Origin of the sequence: Microseira wollei NIES-4236 (assembly GCF_020521235.1) — a bacterium.
Classification (GTDB): domain Bacteria; phylum Cyanobacteriota; class Cyanobacteriia; order Cyanobacteriales; family Aerosakkonemataceae; genus Microseira; species Microseira wollei.
On the sequence record NZ_BLAY01000025.1, the window covers coordinates 18,927 to 34,477 of the forward strand.

13 protein-coding genes and 1 pseudogene are annotated in these 15,551 nt (G+C 45.3%); 8 read left to right on the top strand and 6 right to left on the bottom strand.

What is annotated here, in order from left to right:
- Positions 1 to 8: 8 nt before the first annotated feature.
- The 4 genes from MiSe_RS10260 (at position 9) to MiSe_RS10275 (ending at position 1,790) form a co-directional block, all read left to right on the top strand.
- The gene (locus MiSe_RS10260; RefSeq protein WP_226578395.1) at positions 9 to 536 is read left to right on the top strand and encodes a hypothetical protein; all 528 of its coding nucleotides are present in this window, start codon (positions 9 to 11) and stop codon (positions 534 to 536) included.
- 184 nt (positions 537 to 720) lie between these two features.
- Positions 721 to 1,071 carry a DUF2834 domain-containing protein gene (locus MiSe_RS10265; protein WP_226578398.1) on the top strand — a complete coding sequence of 117 codons (351 nt, stop codon included), beginning with the start codon at positions 721 to 723 and terminating at the stop codon, positions 1,069 to 1,071.
- Between the two features lie 151 nt (positions 1,072 to 1,222).
- A complete protein-coding gene (locus tag MiSe_RS10270) occupies positions 1,223 to 1,519 on the top strand; it encodes a BrnT family toxin (RefSeq protein WP_226578401.1) in 297 nt (98 codons plus the stop codon).
- Positions 1,509 to 1,790 carry a hypothetical protein gene (locus MiSe_RS10275; RefSeq protein WP_226578403.1) on the top strand — a complete coding sequence of 94 codons (282 nt, stop codon included), beginning with the start codon at positions 1,509 to 1,511 and terminating at the stop codon, positions 1,788 to 1,790. Before MiSe_RS10270 ends, MiSe_RS10275 begins: the two co-directional genes overlap by 11 nt.
- A 95-nt stretch (positions 1,791 to 1,885) precedes the next feature.
- On the opposite strand, the gene MiSe_RS10280 is transcribed toward MiSe_RS10275, so the two are convergent.
- Positions 1,886 to 2,656, bottom strand: coding sequence for a Uma2 family endonuclease (locus tag MiSe_RS10280; protein WP_226578406.1), 771 nt, complete (start codon positions 2,654 to 2,656; stop codon positions 1,886 to 1,888).
- 251 nt (positions 2,657 to 2,907) lie between these two features.
- On the opposite strand from MiSe_RS10280, the gene MiSe_RS10285 reads away from it, so the two are divergent.
- On the top strand, positions 2,908 to 3,612 hold the full coding sequence (locus tag MiSe_RS10285; RefSeq protein WP_226578408.1) for an endonuclease/exonuclease/phosphatase family protein: 705 nt from the start codon (positions 2,908 to 2,910) through the stop codon (positions 3,610 to 3,612).
- 158 nt (positions 3,613 to 3,770) lie between these two features.
- Here MiSe_RS10285 and MiSe_RS10290 read toward each other — a convergent pair whose 3' ends face one another.
- Entirely contained in the window at positions 3,771 to 4,139 is a 369-nt protein-coding gene (locus MiSe_RS10290) for a hypothetical protein (protein WP_226578410.1), read from the bottom strand.
- A gap of 190 nt (positions 4,140 to 4,329) precedes the next feature.
- Here MiSe_RS10290 and dusB point away from each other — a divergent pair, with 190 nt between their 5' ends.
- Positions 4,330 to 5,403 (top strand): tRNA dihydrouridine synthase DusB, encoded by a 1,074-nt coding sequence (dusB, locus tag MiSe_RS10295; protein ID WP_226578412.1) that lies wholly within the window; start codon positions 4,330 to 4,332, stop codon positions 5,401 to 5,403.
- 281 nt (positions 5,404 to 5,684) lie between these two features.
- Here the strand turns inward: dusB and MiSe_RS10300 are convergent, their stop codons facing one another.
- Both MiSe_RS10300 and MiSe_RS10305 read right to left on the bottom strand, forming a co-directional pair.
- The gene (locus MiSe_RS10300) at positions 5,685 to 7,520 is read right to left on the bottom strand and encodes a putative glycosyltransferase family protein (protein ID WP_226578414.1); all 1,836 of its coding nucleotides are present in this window, start codon (positions 7,518 to 7,520) and stop codon (positions 5,685 to 5,687) included.
- Positions 7,521 to 7,575: 55 nt separating this feature from the next.
- A pseudogene (locus MiSe_RS10305) lies at positions 7,576 to 7,793 on the bottom strand (cofactor assembly of complex C subunit B); the annotation flags it as partial.
- 244 nt (positions 7,794 to 8,037) lie between these two features.
- Between MiSe_RS10305 and MiSe_RS10310 the strand changes: the two are divergent.
- Positions 8,038 to 10,074 carry a GAF domain-containing protein gene (locus tag MiSe_RS10310; RefSeq protein ID WP_226578416.1) on the top strand — a complete coding sequence of 679 codons (2,037 nt, stop codon included), beginning with the start codon at positions 8,038 to 8,040 and terminating at the stop codon, positions 10,072 to 10,074.
- Positions 10,075 to 10,087: 13 nt separating this feature from the next.
- A complete protein-coding gene (locus MiSe_RS10315; RefSeq protein ID WP_226578418.1) occupies positions 10,088 to 10,483 on the top strand; it encodes a response regulator in 396 nt (131 codons plus the stop codon).
- A gap of 274 nt (positions 10,484 to 10,757) precedes the next feature.
- On the opposite strand, the gene MiSe_RS10320 is transcribed toward MiSe_RS10315, so the two are convergent.
- Positions 10,758 to 13,358 (bottom strand): adenylate/guanylate cyclase domain-containing protein, encoded by a 2,601-nt coding sequence (locus MiSe_RS10320; protein ID WP_226578420.1) that lies wholly within the window; start codon positions 13,356 to 13,358, stop codon positions 10,758 to 10,760.
- Positions 13,359 to 13,651: 293 nt separating this feature from the next.
- Positions 13,652 to 15,442, bottom strand: coding sequence for a DNA repair protein RecN (recN, locus tag MiSe_RS10325; protein ID WP_226578422.1), 1,791 nt, complete (start codon positions 15,440 to 15,442; stop codon positions 13,652 to 13,654).
- Between the last annotated feature and the right edge of the window lie 109 nt (positions 15,443 to 15,551).

Here is a 15,551-nt window from a genome sequence, read left to right on the forward strand (position 1 = left end):
GAACAGAAATGGCATGGATATTTAGCCTCTCGGCTGAATGTGGCGACCAACAAGCCGCCGCCGCACAATTTTCTCAACATTTTGACAACATTTCCTGGACGATCTCAAACGGTAGTCAGGCTCAATGTAGCGCAGAGATTTTTCAGGATATAGAAGAGAACTGGTGGTGTCGAGTTTGTCCAAGTAACATCAGCAAAGTTGGAGTCGATACACCGGAAACTGCTTATCTGATGACGGAATTAGGTATCTTGCTCTATCAACGTTTACAGTCTGCGCCAACTTTTCGCTATGCCTTGGTCGGTGTTGAAGTAGATGAATTTAGAACCTACAGTGAATTGCTCGAAGAATCTTCTAATTTGGCTGTTCCGGGATTGGTTTTAGCTGAAACTGTTTGGCAAGCAGTGGGATCGCCCCCAGCTTTTCGACGCTTCAGTTCGGCATATGTCTGGAAACCCTATGAAGGTGAGGTTTATAGACCGCTGATGGCATCGTTGGATTTGAAGAATAAGCTGAATGAATTGCTGATTGTACAATGAGTTGAGAAAGTGGTGCGCGCTCCTCATTGTAGGTTGTTTTGACCATAGGAAACCCAAGATTGTATGAGCGTTAATAAAATCATTTATCTAACCCTAGCGATTCTGGGAATTGTATTGCCTTGGTACTAACGCTTGTTGCTAGTTATCTTTTTAGGGCCCAAGACAGGCTAATGGCTAATAGCTAATGGCTAATGATAGAACCGAAAAATATTCCCATAAGCAATTAGCAAGCTGGCGATTAGCTTCTGCTGTGCAACCCACGATAGTTATAACTAGCAACTTGGGTTACTATAATTTCCAGTTTTTTGCCAATGCTGGCTGGCTCGACTTTGTTAACGAGAGTTCAGCCAATCTTGCGGCAAAATCTGTAAGCTTAGACCTATTTATTGCGACTGTAGCAGGCTCTACATGGATGTACCTTGAGTCAAAACGAGTGGGTATAAAGCTGGGATGGTTGTATATATTGATTGGCATCCTCGTTGCATTTGCGTTTGCCTTGCCACTTTTCTTTTTTAGGCGAGAAATAGATCTATAAAAATCAAGCGAATCATCGGATTAGTGCGGTCATCGCGCGTCGCGGTAGGTTGGGTTTCCTATGGTCAACCCAACCTTTTTATACAGTCATTGCAGCTCATTTGTTGAAAATATATTGACAATGTAAATACATTATACCTACACTATGAGGTATGGATGTGTATTTCGTGCTTAATGGTGTCACATTCGTTTGGAACGAGGAGAAGGCTCGGATCAATCCGATCAAACATGAAGGTGTAACATTTCAGCAAGCCGCAGAAGCCTTCTTCGATCCATTTTTAGTGGTTGTTGATGCAAGTCGCAATGACGAAGCACGAGATGCCATTATTGGTTTAGATAGGCGATGGAATCTTTTGTATGTCGTCCATATTGAACGTGAGGATGACATGATTCGCATTATTTCGGCTCGTAAAGCGACGCGCCAGGAACGTGAATACTATGAAAGCTGAATCTTTGAAAAAACGACTAGATCGAAATCGTCCAATGACAACTATAACGATTCGCATTCCTTACGATGTCATTGAGGATCTAAAGCGAGTAGCGCCATTACTGGGATTTTCTGGTTATCAGCCGTTAGTTCGTGCTTATATCGGACAAGGACTCCGAGCCGATCTTGAGCGATTGGAAGGTGATACTGTTTCTGCATTGATTGCTAGCCTCAAACGTCACGGTGTCAGCGATGAAGTGATTAATCAAGCACTCAGCGAAGTACGAGAGTAATAGTTATCTGTATCAGGACTGACGTAAAGAAACCGGGTTTCTATGAAGTCTTTAGCCCCCCAAGGCATTGGGGGTTGGGGGGATCGATACCAATCCTAAATTGCATCTGGATCTTCTCCTAACTCGCGTAACCTTTGAGCTAAGCGATCGGCACGTTGTTGTTCCGAGTCGGCACGTTGTTGTTCCGAGTCGGCACGTTGTTTTTCAGCTGCCTCTGGTAACAATACTAAATTGCCCGCTTGATCGTAAAACCTGAGCCAAATCGCTGTATCATCTTCTACCTGGCCTTCCCAAGTTCCCAACCACAACCCCAATCCCTGACACCACACCCAACCTTGGGGATTCGGGTCAATTGGTTGATAGCCGCGATCGCTATCCCAATGCCACCCTTGTAACGATTCTGACTTGAAGGGATGGAAGACAAAGTAATCCCTGGTCTTAAATACTCGTTCGTATAGCCGTTTCTTTTCCCCCAAATCTGCTGCTTCGGTGGAATCATACAGCAATTCAACTATTACATCCGGGTAGCGTCCTTCTTCTTCCCAGACAACCCAACCGAGTCGATTGGGGTTATGTTCAACATCAAGCACGACAAAAAAATCGGGGCCGCGAAAATCTCGATTGCGGACTTGTTTGATGCTGTAATAAATAAACATATTCCCGCCAACAAAAAAGTCGTTGCGGTCTGCCCAATGGTGTTTGAGGGAACGAATCAACAGATTCATCTCGATGCGGTGGCGATTGCTTTCCAAAGGCTCTCCATCGTCAAAAACTAAATCGGTTGGTGGCATAGGAGGCTGCCATTCTAAGTCAGCCTCAACAACAGACGAAGTATCAATGGGTGGTGTGGTGATTTCCTGTGGCATCGCATCTCAATTGAGCGGTGATATATTTTATTATAGCGCCCAAGTTGCTAGATTATGCATTTTAAAATAGCTAATTGCTCATGGCTAATTGTTGATAGAAATATCTTCTGGTTTTACCAGCGATTAAAGTTGCGATCGCTTAAGTAACCCCAGCACAATCTGGGCATTAAATAACGCATAAGTCCGGCGATTGTAAGTTCGGGACGGATTAGTTAGACACTTATGGAACAACAATCAAGGAGAAGAATGCTGTGGTCAAAGTCATTACGATCAACATTCTGTTTGAAATGGAAACATGGGCGCAGCGACGGGAACTCTTGGTGGAGGGTTTGGCAGCTCAACAGGCAGATTTAATCGGACTACAGGAAGTCAAGCTTCCAGAAGACAATAGCGCTTGGTTGGCTCAGCAGCTGAATATGCCTTACGTGCAGCTAGTACCTTACAAAGTAGGAGATTATGGAGCGGCAATTCTCAGCCGTTATCGCTTCACAGAACAAGATACTCTTGACTTGGAAAGTCAGGGACGGGTAGCGCAATACGTGCAGGTTGAAGTGGAGGGTCAGCCATTAGTATTTTGTAACGGGCATTATTACTGGTATCCAGGTGCCAATCCCGAACGGGTAAAGCAAGTGCAGTTGCTCCTAGACTGGTTGGGTAAGTTACCACCTGATATGCCAATAGTGGCTGTAGGGGATTTTAACGGAATGCCCGAAACACCTGCGATCGCGCTGATGCAGGAACGATTTACCTCAGCTTACGCCGCCTACCACGGTCGCGAACCAGATTATACCTGTCCCACACCCTTAAAAAAAGCGCCAGTTAGTCAAATACCTAGTCAATTCCTGGGTTCACCGCACATGGCGACCTTGGCGCGGTACCTTGGACTACATATTTATCAACCAGCACTTGCGGGTGCGCTATTGCCAACTCATTCTCACCTCCCCCGCTGCCAATGACCCCTTTCTGTATCCCTCCGACCATTTTGGCATTGCTGCTGAACTTGAAATATTCAGACAATCATCTTCAGCTTTCGATCTGACTCTAAAATTGCTTTGAGGCGCTGATTAACTCCAAAAGATAGGCAGGAGACATCTGCCTCCTGCCTCCTGCCTCCTTAACGGGATTCTCGCCTTCTTGTTAAGTTGAGAATCCTTTCGCTAGCTGTTCGCACGATCCGATTAATTTTTGTTTTTTGATTGTCGGAAAGACTTTCAATTGTATCCAAACTATCCAAGATATTATTTCCAGAGCGTCGCGCTTGTCGATATTGGGTTTGTTGCTCGGATGTCAGCAGTTTTTCAATCTCAGCTTCGGCTTCGGATTGTATCTGTTCAACCTGCAATCTTTGCTGCTGAAGTGGAGTGGAAGGTTGCGGACGACGCTGGGGTGGAGGAACGGGAATCGGAATGTCTTGAGCTAAACTAAAGGAAGAAGTTGCAGCCAAAGCGATCGCAACTAAGGAAATAATATTTAGTTTCACCATTTTCTTAACCCACAAATCTAGTTAAGCCTATTTAATAATAAGTTTAGGCATAACCTCAAATCACAAGTTAAACCAAATCCGCCGATTTTCTAGCTTCCCTGTCGCTTGTGTAAAGCGATTCGCGCTGCGGGCGTTCCGCTGCGCCGAATCCCGCCTAAAATAAAGAAAGCTAAACTGTTTCGACGTTGCTATGGTAACCCTATCTCCCACCCTCCAAACCAGACTAATGACTCCGCTTAGGATTGGCGGTTTTGCAGTCAAAAGCCGGGTGCTACAATCTCCCCTATCTGGGGTGACGGATTTGGTATTCCGTCGTCTGGTGCGCCGCTACGCACCCGACTCGATGATGTATACCGAAATGGTCAACGCGACCGGGTTGCACTATGTCAAACAGTTGCCCAAAATTATGGAGGTGGACCCGAACGAACGACCGATTAGTATCCAGCTATTCGACTGTCGCCCCGATTTTCTCGCAGAAGCAGCGGTAAAAGCGGTAGAAGAAGGTGCGGATACGGTTGATATTAATATGGGTTGCCCCGTGAATAAAATTACTAAAAACGGCGGCGGTTCTTCCTTATTGCGTCAACCAGAAGTCGCCCAAGCAATTGTACGAGAAGTCACGAAAGCTGTAAATGTGCCGGTAACGGTTAAAACTCGCATCGGTTGGTCGGATAAGGAAATTAATATCCTAGAATTTGCTAAGCGAATGGAAGATGCAGGCGCGCAAATGATTACCGTCCACGGTCGTACCCGCGCCCAAGGTTATAATGGCTCTGCGAAATGGGAATGGATTCGCCGCGTTAAGGAAATTCTTTCCATTCCAGTTATCGCTAATGGGGATATTTTTTCGGTTGAGGCTGCTGTAAAATGCTTAGAAGAAACAGGCGCTGATGGGGTAATGTGTTCGCGCGGAACTCTGGGTTATCCCTTCTTAGTAGGCGAAATTGACTACTTTTTGAAGACAGGAATCCAAAAACAACCACCCACGCCAGTACAGAGGTTGGAATGCGCGAAAGAACACTTGCAAGCTTTGTACGAATATAAGGGAGAACGGGGTATCCGTCAGGCGCGCAAGCACATGACTTGGTATGCCAAAGGTTTTATCGGTGCGGCAGATTTGCGGGGAAAACTCAGCGTTATCGAAACTTTAGAACAAGGGGTAGAGGTAATTGATAATGCGATTGCTCACCTTCTCTCTATTGACTATACCAGTTACAACTGGCAGGAAGATGAATCTGTCAACTCCCAAATGGTAGAAGTTTGAATCAACTACCCGCACCTACTAACTAAGGCAAGTTGCTAGTTAACGGCGTTGCTAATTGCTAATTGCTAATTGCTAATTGCTAATCTTGGATTTTTACTGATTGATATGATGTCAGGCTTTTCACCTATAATTAAAACTCAGAGCGTCAGAGTGTCCCCGCGGAGCGAGCGTCAGTCCTAATTATGGGTAATCAAACGGACATGATATGAACCATTAGCCATTAGCCATTAGCCGCTCTTCGAGAGATAACTAGCAACTTGAGTTAACTAGGGAATAGAGTATTAAGTTTCCAGCTTCTTTTTGGACAAGTCTTTTCTAAACAACCACAGATAAAAGCTCAGTAGCAGCACCAAGGTCACCGAACTAATTAGGGTGCCTATCCGTTCTACAACTGTACCTCTATACCAAATCCTGATGTCATAAGTTCCTGGTGATAATTTTAACTGCATACGCCCATCTTCAGCAGCCCGCAGCAGTGTCTCTTGACTCTGGTTGGTTGGAGGAGGGGTAATTTGAATTCCCCAACCTGGATAATACAACGTTCCGATGTTCACCAATACTGGTGTAACAGCATCGATCTTCAGCTGGCGTTGACCAGGATGCCAGTCTTTAATCGAAAATTTACCTTTTCCCTCTGGGAACTCAACCTGTTGATAGCGCCTTGGTGGTATTCTGGGAGCGAATTTCCGAGGAGGAAGCCAATTCTTCGTTTGTAATGCACTCGGTAAGTAATCCATTACATCAGCTTGGAAAAACTGCAAGTCACGGTCAAGGTAGAGAAAAATTCTCTGACCTAACTCGAAGTAGTGGTAATCTCCCAATTTGCTATTTTTAATCTGCTGTAAAACTTCAGCCGGAATTGCTGCTCTGTTGGTGACCAGATAGTCGATTGCTTTTAGATTTGTATTCTTAAAGTCAATCAGATAAAGATTGGCACTTTTGTATGTCAGGTACAAAACCGCGACGCAAATAACAATTAGACCAAATTGCTTCCTAGCTATTGAGAACTTCTCTCTGACAAATTCAATGGTGTAGGTAAAAATATATGGTGTCAGACAAGACGTAAGCATTAAGAATCTCCAGGGAAACTGGATTTTCTTAAACATGGAGATATTTTCATAGATAAATAGGGACGCATCTGTCATCATAAAAATGGCAAATGCCACCATTATTATTTGTTGAGTTGCCAAAATGTGCTTGGGTTCTTTTGAACGCCAATATCTTGTAAATAAGACAGCAATAATCAGAATTGCTAAATTTAGAAAAAATGTTCTTGAAAGACTCTTTTCCCAGTCTAGTTGCACCAGGCTGAACCGAAAATTTAAGATGCCATTTATAAAGAACTTATCACTAATTATCAGATGGGTATCAAAAAGAACGGGCAAAACAAAAAAAGCATCCAGAGCTATGGCTAAACACAGCGGCGAAAACAAAGAGGTCAAAGCTCGTTGCCACTTAATTTGACCCAAGGCGATTAGAATGCTGACAGATAGCACATAAGATGATACGAAAATCAGCGAGGAAGGAAGATGGGATAAAAATAAAGCAGCAAACCCTAACGTTAGCAGTAATAATTGTCTGTTATTGAAATTTATTATACCTAGATAAATGCCGATAGTTAGCCAAGGTATTAAAGCTATGGCAACAGTTTCAGGAAAAGCCCCGCGTTTGAATATATCAATTATTAAATAAGGGTTTAATATCCCTAAAATTATTGATATATAACTGGATAAAGAGTTTTTGCCAAAGAGCAGTCTAGATAATTTTATGACTCCAATAGCATTTAAAATTAAGACAATAACGATAGCACCTTTAATTTGTTGGCTTGGTGATAGGTGCAAAATGGCAAAGGGAAGACTGAGCAATCTGAAGAGCGGTGGATAAAACACAAATGTTGGCGTTCCTAGTCCACCAAATGCTTCTTCAAACCATTTGGGATAAATCCATCCATCAAGGATTTGCTGATTCCAGTAATACCCCCAGGTCAGATGCCAAAATCCATCGTGATTCGATATGACGTTATAGTTAAGAACTGCGCTCGCCAATCCTACAGTAATGATACCTCCGACCGCGATATCTAAATATCGAGTCAAGTTGAATCTAGCATTTATAATCATATTTTTATATTCCTATAAACCAGAACAAGGCTTTGCTGTATAGCTTTCCCGTATCTATTGGTTGACAAATTACACCCTGAGTATTTTCTGGCAAGTAGTCAAATTCTATTTTTCCGGGGTAAAGTGCGCGGTTAACTAAGTACACAGATTTTTGCTTCTCTAGAACCCGCTCCAAGATCCCACCCGGTTTCACCTCTGGATTTGTCCCAAAATCCCGCAACGCAGGAGGACTTTATATTTATAACACACGAGTAGCGATCGCGTCACTGTATTTTAGGACTTACGCAAATCAACCCGGTTTTTACGAAAAATTCCCATCTACGAAAAAACCGGGTTTCTGCCCCCGCGTGCGTCCGTCCTGTATTTGTTAACAATGCCATGCCCAGAAAAGCCAGTTCCGTTTTTACTCCTTCGAGCTGACTGTCAAATTTAATAAAGTTTGACATTAAAAGTTAAAAGTTATTCATGATACAGTTAACTTAGAGAGATAAAAATTTACTTGACAAAAAAAATACAAATGAGTAACGCTGACATATCTAAGAATCCAGGGACGACTTTAGACTATGGCGGGTTGTTGCATCGGATCGTCAATCGCATCCGCCAATCCCTAGAGTTAAAGGAAATTTTATCGGCAACGGTGGCAGAAACCCGCTCATTCTTACAGACAGACCGAGTCAAAGTTTATCGCTTTCATCCGGATGGTAGCGGGCAAGTAATTGCCGAGTCTGTTTATCAGAATCGCCTACCGAGTTTGTTGGATTTGAACTTTCCCGCAGGCGATATTCCCCCTGGTTCACGGGAAATGTTGATTAAAGCGGGACAGCGCTCGATTGTGGATGTAGCAGCGCAGCAAATCACCCTCAGCCGCCTGGAAGATCCAATTACGACGGGAGACTTGACAATTGGAGAAGTTTATCGCCAACCGATTGCTGATATCCTCAAGCGTCCGGTAGACCCCTGCCATGTAGAATATTTAACCGCAATGGGGGTGCAGTCTTCTTTGGTGGTGCCAATTCTCTACCAAAACAATCTTTGGGGTTTGCTGGCATCCCACCATTCTCAACCGCAAGCTTTTTCAGAGGAAGCACTGGCAGTGGTTCAATTGGTTGCAGATCAATTATCGATCGCGATCGCCCAATCCGAACTGCTCGCTCAAACCCGCGAACAAGTGCGTCGGGAAGCGATGATTAATCAAATTTCCAGTCTGCTGCACTCGCCGCGCAACATGGAAGAAATCCTGCAACTCGGACTGGAAAGAATTGTCAGAGCGGTTCAAGGTTCCGGTGGCAGATTATACCTGATGCCAAGGGAAAGCACTGCACCCGTCCTCTATACCTGCGGCGCTCAAACTGCCACTATCTTAAACGGCGACCAACCCAGCTTGCTGGAAGAAACTCCTTTCTGGCAACAATTGATGGCAGGGAAAAATCAACCGGGTCAAACAGGGAATCACAAGGGTCTGCAAGTTATTACCGACCTCTACCAAGAAGAAGAACTTAAATCTGTTACTTGGATTTTCGGACGCACCCGCATTCGGGGATTGCTCGTCATGCCTCTCCAGTACAGTCAAGAATCTATCGGTTGCCTAACTATTTTCCGCGATGCAATTGATACCGAAATTAACTGGGGGGGTTATTGGGAGAAGGATGAACGGCAACAGCTACCCCGCAAATCTTTCCAACTCTGGCGAGAGCAAAGAAAGAACCAACCCCCGAAATGGACTCGCGAAGACATCGATTTAGTTCAGTCCCTGGGAATTCACCTAGCAATGGCGATGATGCAAAATCGCCTTTACCAAGCACAAAAGCACAACTTGGAACTCAATGCCGCTCGCGCTGCGGCAGAAGAAGCGAGCCGACTGAAATCAAATTTTATCGCCACGACCAGCCACGAATTGCGGACGCCCCTGACTGCTGTGCTAAACTTTCTGCAACTGCTAAAGGAAGGTTACTACGATAACGAGGAGCAGTTAAAAAAATACATTCAACTTGCCCATCAATCGGCTAACAATTTAGTCAATATCATCAACGATGTCTTAGACATTGCCAAAATAGAAGCAGGTCGCATGACGGTTGATTTAGAACCAGTCAGTCTGATGCCGTTGTTGGAAGAGCAGCGAAACCTATTCGGTTTGGAAAGCCAGCGTCGGGGAATTAAACTGGTTATTGAGTGTGAATGCGACCGCGTCTTAGCTGACAAAGATAAACTCAGACAGGTTCTCATCAACCTACTTTCTAACGCCTTTAAGTTTACCCAAACAGGTGAAGTTCGAGTCAGCTCGCTCAAACGAGCAAGGGAAGCGATAGTTGAAATTTCAGTAACCGATACCGGCATCGGCATTACTACCAGCGAACCAGAATCTTTATTTGAGCCTTTTGTTCAAGAAGATAGCTCAATCAAACGACATTACGGCGGCACAGGTCTGGGTCTAGCTATTTGTAAACGCTTAGTTGAACTGATGGGAGGTCAGATTTATCTCAAAAGTCCTGGCAAAAACGAGGGAACGACGGTAACATTCACGCTACCTGATGTGGAAGGCGAACTAACTGCCTAAAAAGAGGTGGAATTTGAACATTCTGCTGGTGGAAGACGATATTATCCTAGCCGAGTCTACAGCTTGCTTGATTCAACGGATTGGCGGTCATCAAGTCTATATTACAGATGAGCCAACTGAAGTTTTTCGGTATTGCCAATCTGGAACAATAGACGTAGTGATGATGGATGTTAATTTGCCAGGAGCCGCGTGGCAAGGTGAATTTGTTAGCGGAACAGAGCTATCGCAATTGCTTAAAAATCAACCGGAAACAGCAGATATTCCGATTGTTTTAGTCACAGCCTACGCCCTGGCAAACGAACAGCAAAAACTCCTGGAAATATCCAAAGCAGATGGATTATATGCCAAGCCGATTACTGACTTTAAAGCCTTTTTAGCAATGTTGGTTAAGTTGGGTACTAAGAGCTAATTGCTAATTGCTAATTGCTAATTGCTAATTGGTAATTGCTAATTGCTAATATAGCATTTTTCCCGCTCGCTCCATTAGCCGAGCTTTTGAGATAACTAGCACCTTAAGTTAATTATTATTATTTATTCACTGGGTGCAATCTTCTCTACTTCCCACGGTCGTTCGCAGAGAAGACTGGCAGATCTATCAATTAACAATTAGCAATTAACAATTAGCAATTAGCAATTATAGAATCCCGATAACTCATGGGAAACCGGGATTCAGTAGCCATTCTTTACTTCTCGGTCAAAGAGTAAACGCCATCCCAATCATCGGGTGGGGGATTTTTGAGATACTGCTGACAGCGTTCTAGATACAAAGATGCGGCTTTGTCTTGAGCAATATCTTCCAGAATCGTGCCAAACTCGCCCATCGCGCGGGTAAACTTGCGATTCAGGTAATACTCGCGTCCTCGATGGTAAAGTTCAATAATCTGTTGCTTCTTTTCCTCCAAAGGTTCGGATTGCAACCCCACGAGTTCGTAGATTTTCACGGGTTGGGTTTTGCCTTTGACGCGAATTTGGTCGAGTTCTCTGTACCAAATTCTCTCCGCGCAGGGGTGGAAAGTACTTTCGCTAATTACAATATCGCAGCCGTATTGTTTGCTAGCACCTTCCAAGCGAGATCCAAGGTTAACGCCGTCGCCAATCGCGGTGAATTCCATGCGTTTGCTGGAGCCAATATTACCGCTGATCACGATATCGGAGTTAATGCCAATACCGATCTTTATTTCTTGCTTTTTGGCTTCTCGACGGCGCTGGTTAAATTCTGCCAGTCGATGGCGCATTTCGATGGCAGTTTGTACCGCGCACCAGGCATGATCTTCCAAGGGTAATGGCGAACCAAACACTGCCATGATGGCGTCGCCGATGTATTTATCGAGAGTCCCTTTGTGCTTGAATACAGCATCGACCATCGATTCAAAATATTCGTTGAGCATTTGCACCACTTCTTCGGCTTGCATACTTTCGGTTAAGGTGGTGTAGCTGCGAATATCTGAGAATAAAACCGTTACTTCTTTGCGATCGCCTCCCAGTTTAGCATCGCCGCTAGAGAGCAACTGTTCTGCCAATTCCTGGGTCATGTAGCGGTACATCGTACTCTTGAGGCGTTTTTCGTCGCTGATGTCATCCATCACCACCAAGGCGCCACTCACCTTACAGGGGTCGGTGACATCCGCCATCGTGTTGATCGACAAGTTAATGCTATGTTCTTCCACTCCGGTAGAAATTAAAGTGCGATCTGGGTAATACTGCTGGCGTGCTCTTTCTTCCTCTGCTGCTAAAGCGCTGCCGAACCATTTGTCAAAGTCACCTTCTTTGATTTTGATGATTTCCCGCACCGACTTACCTTCGATGCGATCGCATTCGGCAATTCCCAGCAATTTTTTGGCACTTTCGTTGGCGGCGATTATATTGCCAGCTTTATCGGTGGAAATTACCCCATTAGTCAAGCTGCGAAGAATATCGCGCTGCATTTGTTCTTGTTGCTTGACTCTTTCAAACAACTTGGCATTTTGCAGCGCTACCCCTGCTTGAATATTAAAAGCTTCCATGAAAGCTTCATCGGTTTGATTAAAACTCGCCCGCCAACATTCTGGTGCATTAGGCCAATCATTCGGGTCATAATTCGGATGGTCGCCTTGCTTTTTCTTATTCACCAATTGCGTCACGCCTATTAACGTACCATCTGAATTAAAAACCGGCATACAAAGCAAGCTGCAAGTGCGATATCCCGTCGATTTATCGAATTTTTTAGAATTAGCCGAATCTGGATGAAGGTACAGGTCAAATCCAATATTGAGCGTCTGACTTGTTTGGGCGACTTTGCCTGCAAAACCGACGCCGACGGGAACGCGCATTTCTTTTAACGAGCCATCTGCTTGGGGAATTTTCGTCCACAAATCGTTGCGTTCTTCATCTAACAACCACAGCGTACTGCGGTCTGCATTCATCAGTTTTTTGGCTTCATCCATCACCCGTTTGAGGGTTTCTTCTAAGTCCAAACCGCACTTACTGAGCGACTCGGTTGCATTAATTAGTGCGTCTGCTGCTCGTTGCCTTTGCGTCGCCATGTAAAAGGCGCGGGAACTTTCTAAAATCAGGCGAATCGAAGGAGCAAATTCTTCAAAAACTCTTTGGTCTTCTTCGGTAAAACCTGCCAGGTCGATCCTTTCTGCTAAGGGCGATGCCGGATCGTCGTTGGGGAATTTTAACTTATTGAGTAATTGAACGACTGCGACTAAATCTCCCTCTTGGTTTAACAACGGCAACACCAGCATCGTGTAGGTGCGGTAGCCGGTTTCTTGGTCTTTTTTCTGAGCAAAAGTCGAGCGCGGGTCATCGTAGAAATCGTAGGGAATATTGACGACTTTTTTGTAAGTTGCTACCTCCCCTGCAATGCCTTTGTCTGCGGGAATTCTCAGTTCTAACGGTTGACCGTCTTCCCCTTCTGCTACAATTGACCAAAGTTGATTTTTTTCTTCATCCAATATGAAGATTGTCGAGCGGTCTGCACCTAGTAATTCCCTTGTTTTTAGGGTAATGGCGCTTAACATTTCGTGGAGGATGTTATCAAACCCTGATGGTCCTAGCAGCATCGACAGGGTTTGATTGACCACCTGGAGCCTTTGTTCAACGTCGGTGACTACCCTTTTGAAACTATCTTGGGTTAAGGGAGCCAGAAACGCGGAGAACGTCCCTTTCGGCGTTGTTACTAATGCTCCGCCTGCGTTAGAACTTTGATGCAGGAGGCGATCTTTGGTTTCTTTTGGGGTATCATCAATTACCGTGGCAGTCGTTGCTACAGTGGTTCGATGCGAGGATGAAGCAGTCATAGCTGTTGCCGTTACACAATAATTTTGGCTATTTGGAAAAAGACAAAAAGTTTAATTTACCGATTGAGCGAACTCGGTGGGCAAATTCATGACGACTCCTGTGCTTACTCTGTTAGTTATGGTTGAGCATGGGAAAAATGCTGTAGCAGAAACTACGAAATGCCTTAATTTAATATTCTGGCATTTTAAGCTGAAAGTTATGTAATTATGCCTACCAATTTTTAAAGTTGTCCGCAGTAGGCGATCGCAAAAGGTTGGAAAAAACACTTTAAAACTCCATTAGGGTAAAATTATTAACTATTGTTTAAATTTTTACCATTGGTTGCTTCAGTTTGAAAGGGTTGACGCCGGGAAGCTGCTTGTGTCAAAAGCGACTGGGCCCAGGCGATCGCTTCGGCGGCATACTGTCCCCCAGCGAGTTGTGCCAATTCCTGACGGCGTGTCAGAATATCCTCTAAGGCAGACACGCGGACAACGGTGCGAACCGATGGGTCAGGGATTGGTTGTTCGGTGTCAGTTGCAACTAACTCGGTGGCGATCGCTTGTTTATCGACGCGGAAATGACAGTCAGCCATAGCAGCAATCAATGGTTGGTGAGTGACGCATAGAACTTGATGGTGGTAACTGAGTTGGTGGAGTTTTTCAGCGATGGCGGCGGCGACTCGACCGGAAACCCCGACATCGATCTCATCAAAGATTAGCGTTCCCACCTCGTCTACGTGAGAGAAACACGACTTAATCGCGAGTAAAAATCTACTCATTTCACCCCCCGATGCGGTTTCCGTTAATGGTTTTAACGGTTCACCTGGATTGGGGGTAAATAAAAATGTTATGCGATCCCCACCAGAAGCACTAGGTGCGATGGGAGCAATATCGACTTTAAACTGAACTTTTTCCATCGCCAAAGGCTTGAGAGCTTCCACCAAACGAGCTTCTAATTGAGCCGCAGCAGCTTTTCTTAACTGCGTTAACTTTTCGCAAACTTGTAACAAAACTTGATGTCGTTCAGTGTAAATCTGCTCTAGAACTTCGATCGACTGCTCGTTATCTTGGAGTTCTGCCAATTCCGCTTGGATGCGCTGAATGTAGGCGATCGCATCCGATAGAGTCGGGCCATATTTACGACAAATCTGCTTTAATTCCTGGACGCGCTGCTCTACGGTTTCCAAGCGCTCTTGATCTGCCTCTAAACTCTCTCCGTAAGCGTTTATCTGCCGTCCTGCTTCCTCTATCTGAGCCAAAGCCGTACTTACCATATCCAGGAGCGGTTGCAGGCTAGCGTCGTAGGCTACCATGTCGCTTAAGAGCGCTTCCCCATGACCTAAAAGGTCGGCGGCGGCGTCGGCGTCCCCATCGTTTTGATAAAGCGTCTGATAAACTTTATAGCTTTGCTGTTGCAGTTCCACCACGTGGGAGAGGCGAGAGCGTTCTTGTTGAAGCATCTCTAACTCATCGGGATCGGTCAAACAGGCCCCGCTCAGTTCCCGCACTTGAAATTCGAGTAAATCGATTTGTTGCAGCCGCTGGCGTTCCCCGATGCGCCGCTGTTCCAGGGTAGAAAGCGCCTGTTGACAAGCTTGATAAGCCGCGAATACTTGCCGCCGCTGTAAGAGCAACTCCTCCCCGCCAAAGTTGTCGAGCCAGTCGCGCTGAGTTGCAGGCTGTCCCAACAAGACAGATTGACCTTGGGCGGTAATTTCCACCAAGCGATCTCGCAGCCGTTCCACGATTTGTCTGGTCACCAAAACCCCATTGATCCGCGAGCGACTGCGGAGCGTGCCTTGACGCACCGCCAATTCCCGACAACAGACTAATTCACTTTCATCAATTAAGTCAATTTCACAGCAAGCCAGCCAAGCCGCCAATTCCGGTGAAAGCCGAAAAGTTGCTTCCACTACAGCCCGTGGGGAACCCGCGCGAATCAATCTACTGCTAACTTTGCCTCCCAAAGCAGCATCGATCGCATCGAGAATAATAGACTTGCCCGCGCCCGTTTCGCCAGTTAAAACATTTAGACCCAATCCAAATGTCAACTCTAGGTGGTCGATCAGGGCAAAGTTTTCGATCCGCAGTCCGAGTAACATGGAGTCAAATTCGCCTTGAGGAAAGATGCATTACCCTGCGATCCCAGTCGCAACTGGTAAGGGTTACAAATCATAGCCCATCAACGGGCTTCCCTGGCGCCGGTCAAGG

Excerpts from the sequence above, each read along its gene's own strand:
- dusB (WP_226578412.1), top strand. The coding sequence starts at position 4,330 with ATGGTAACCCTATCTCCCACCCTCCAAACCAGACTAATGACTCCGCTT.
- MiSe_RS10290 (WP_226578410.1), bottom strand. The coding sequence starts at position 4,139 with ATGGTGAAACTAAATATTATTTCCTTAGTTGCGATCGCTTTGGCTGCA.
- MiSe_RS10280 (WP_226578406.1), bottom strand. The coding sequence starts at position 2,656 with ATGCCACAGGAAATCACCACACCACCCATTGATACTTCGTCTGTTGTT.
- MiSe_RS10300 (WP_226578414.1), bottom strand. The coding sequence starts at position 7,520 with ATGATTATAAATGCTAGATTCAACTTGACTCGATATTTAGATATCGCG.
- MiSe_RS10275 (WP_226578403.1), top strand. The coding sequence starts at position 1,509 with ATGAAAGCTGAATCTTTGAAAAAACGACTAGATCGAAATCGTCCAATG.
- MiSe_RS10260 (WP_226578395.1), top strand. The coding sequence starts at position 9 with ATGGCATGGATATTTAGCCTCTCGGCTGAATGTGGCGACCAACAAGCC.
- MiSe_RS10320 (WP_226578420.1), bottom strand. The coding sequence starts at position 13,358 with ATGACTGCTTCATCCTCGCATCGAACCACTGTAGCAACGACTGCCACG.
- MiSe_RS10270 (WP_226578401.1), top strand. The coding sequence starts at position 1,223 with ATGGATGTGTATTTCGTGCTTAATGGTGTCACATTCGTTTGGAACGAG.
- MiSe_RS10310 (WP_226578416.1), top strand. The coding sequence starts at position 8,038 with ATGAGTAACGCTGACATATCTAAGAATCCAGGGACGACTTTAGACTAT.
- recN (WP_226578422.1), bottom strand. The coding sequence starts at position 15,442 with ATGTTACTCGGACTGCGGATCGAAAACTTTGCCCTGATCGACCACCTA.
- MiSe_RS10265 (WP_226578398.1), top strand. The coding sequence starts at position 721 with ATGGCTAATGATAGAACCGAAAAATATTCCCATAAGCAATTAGCAAGC.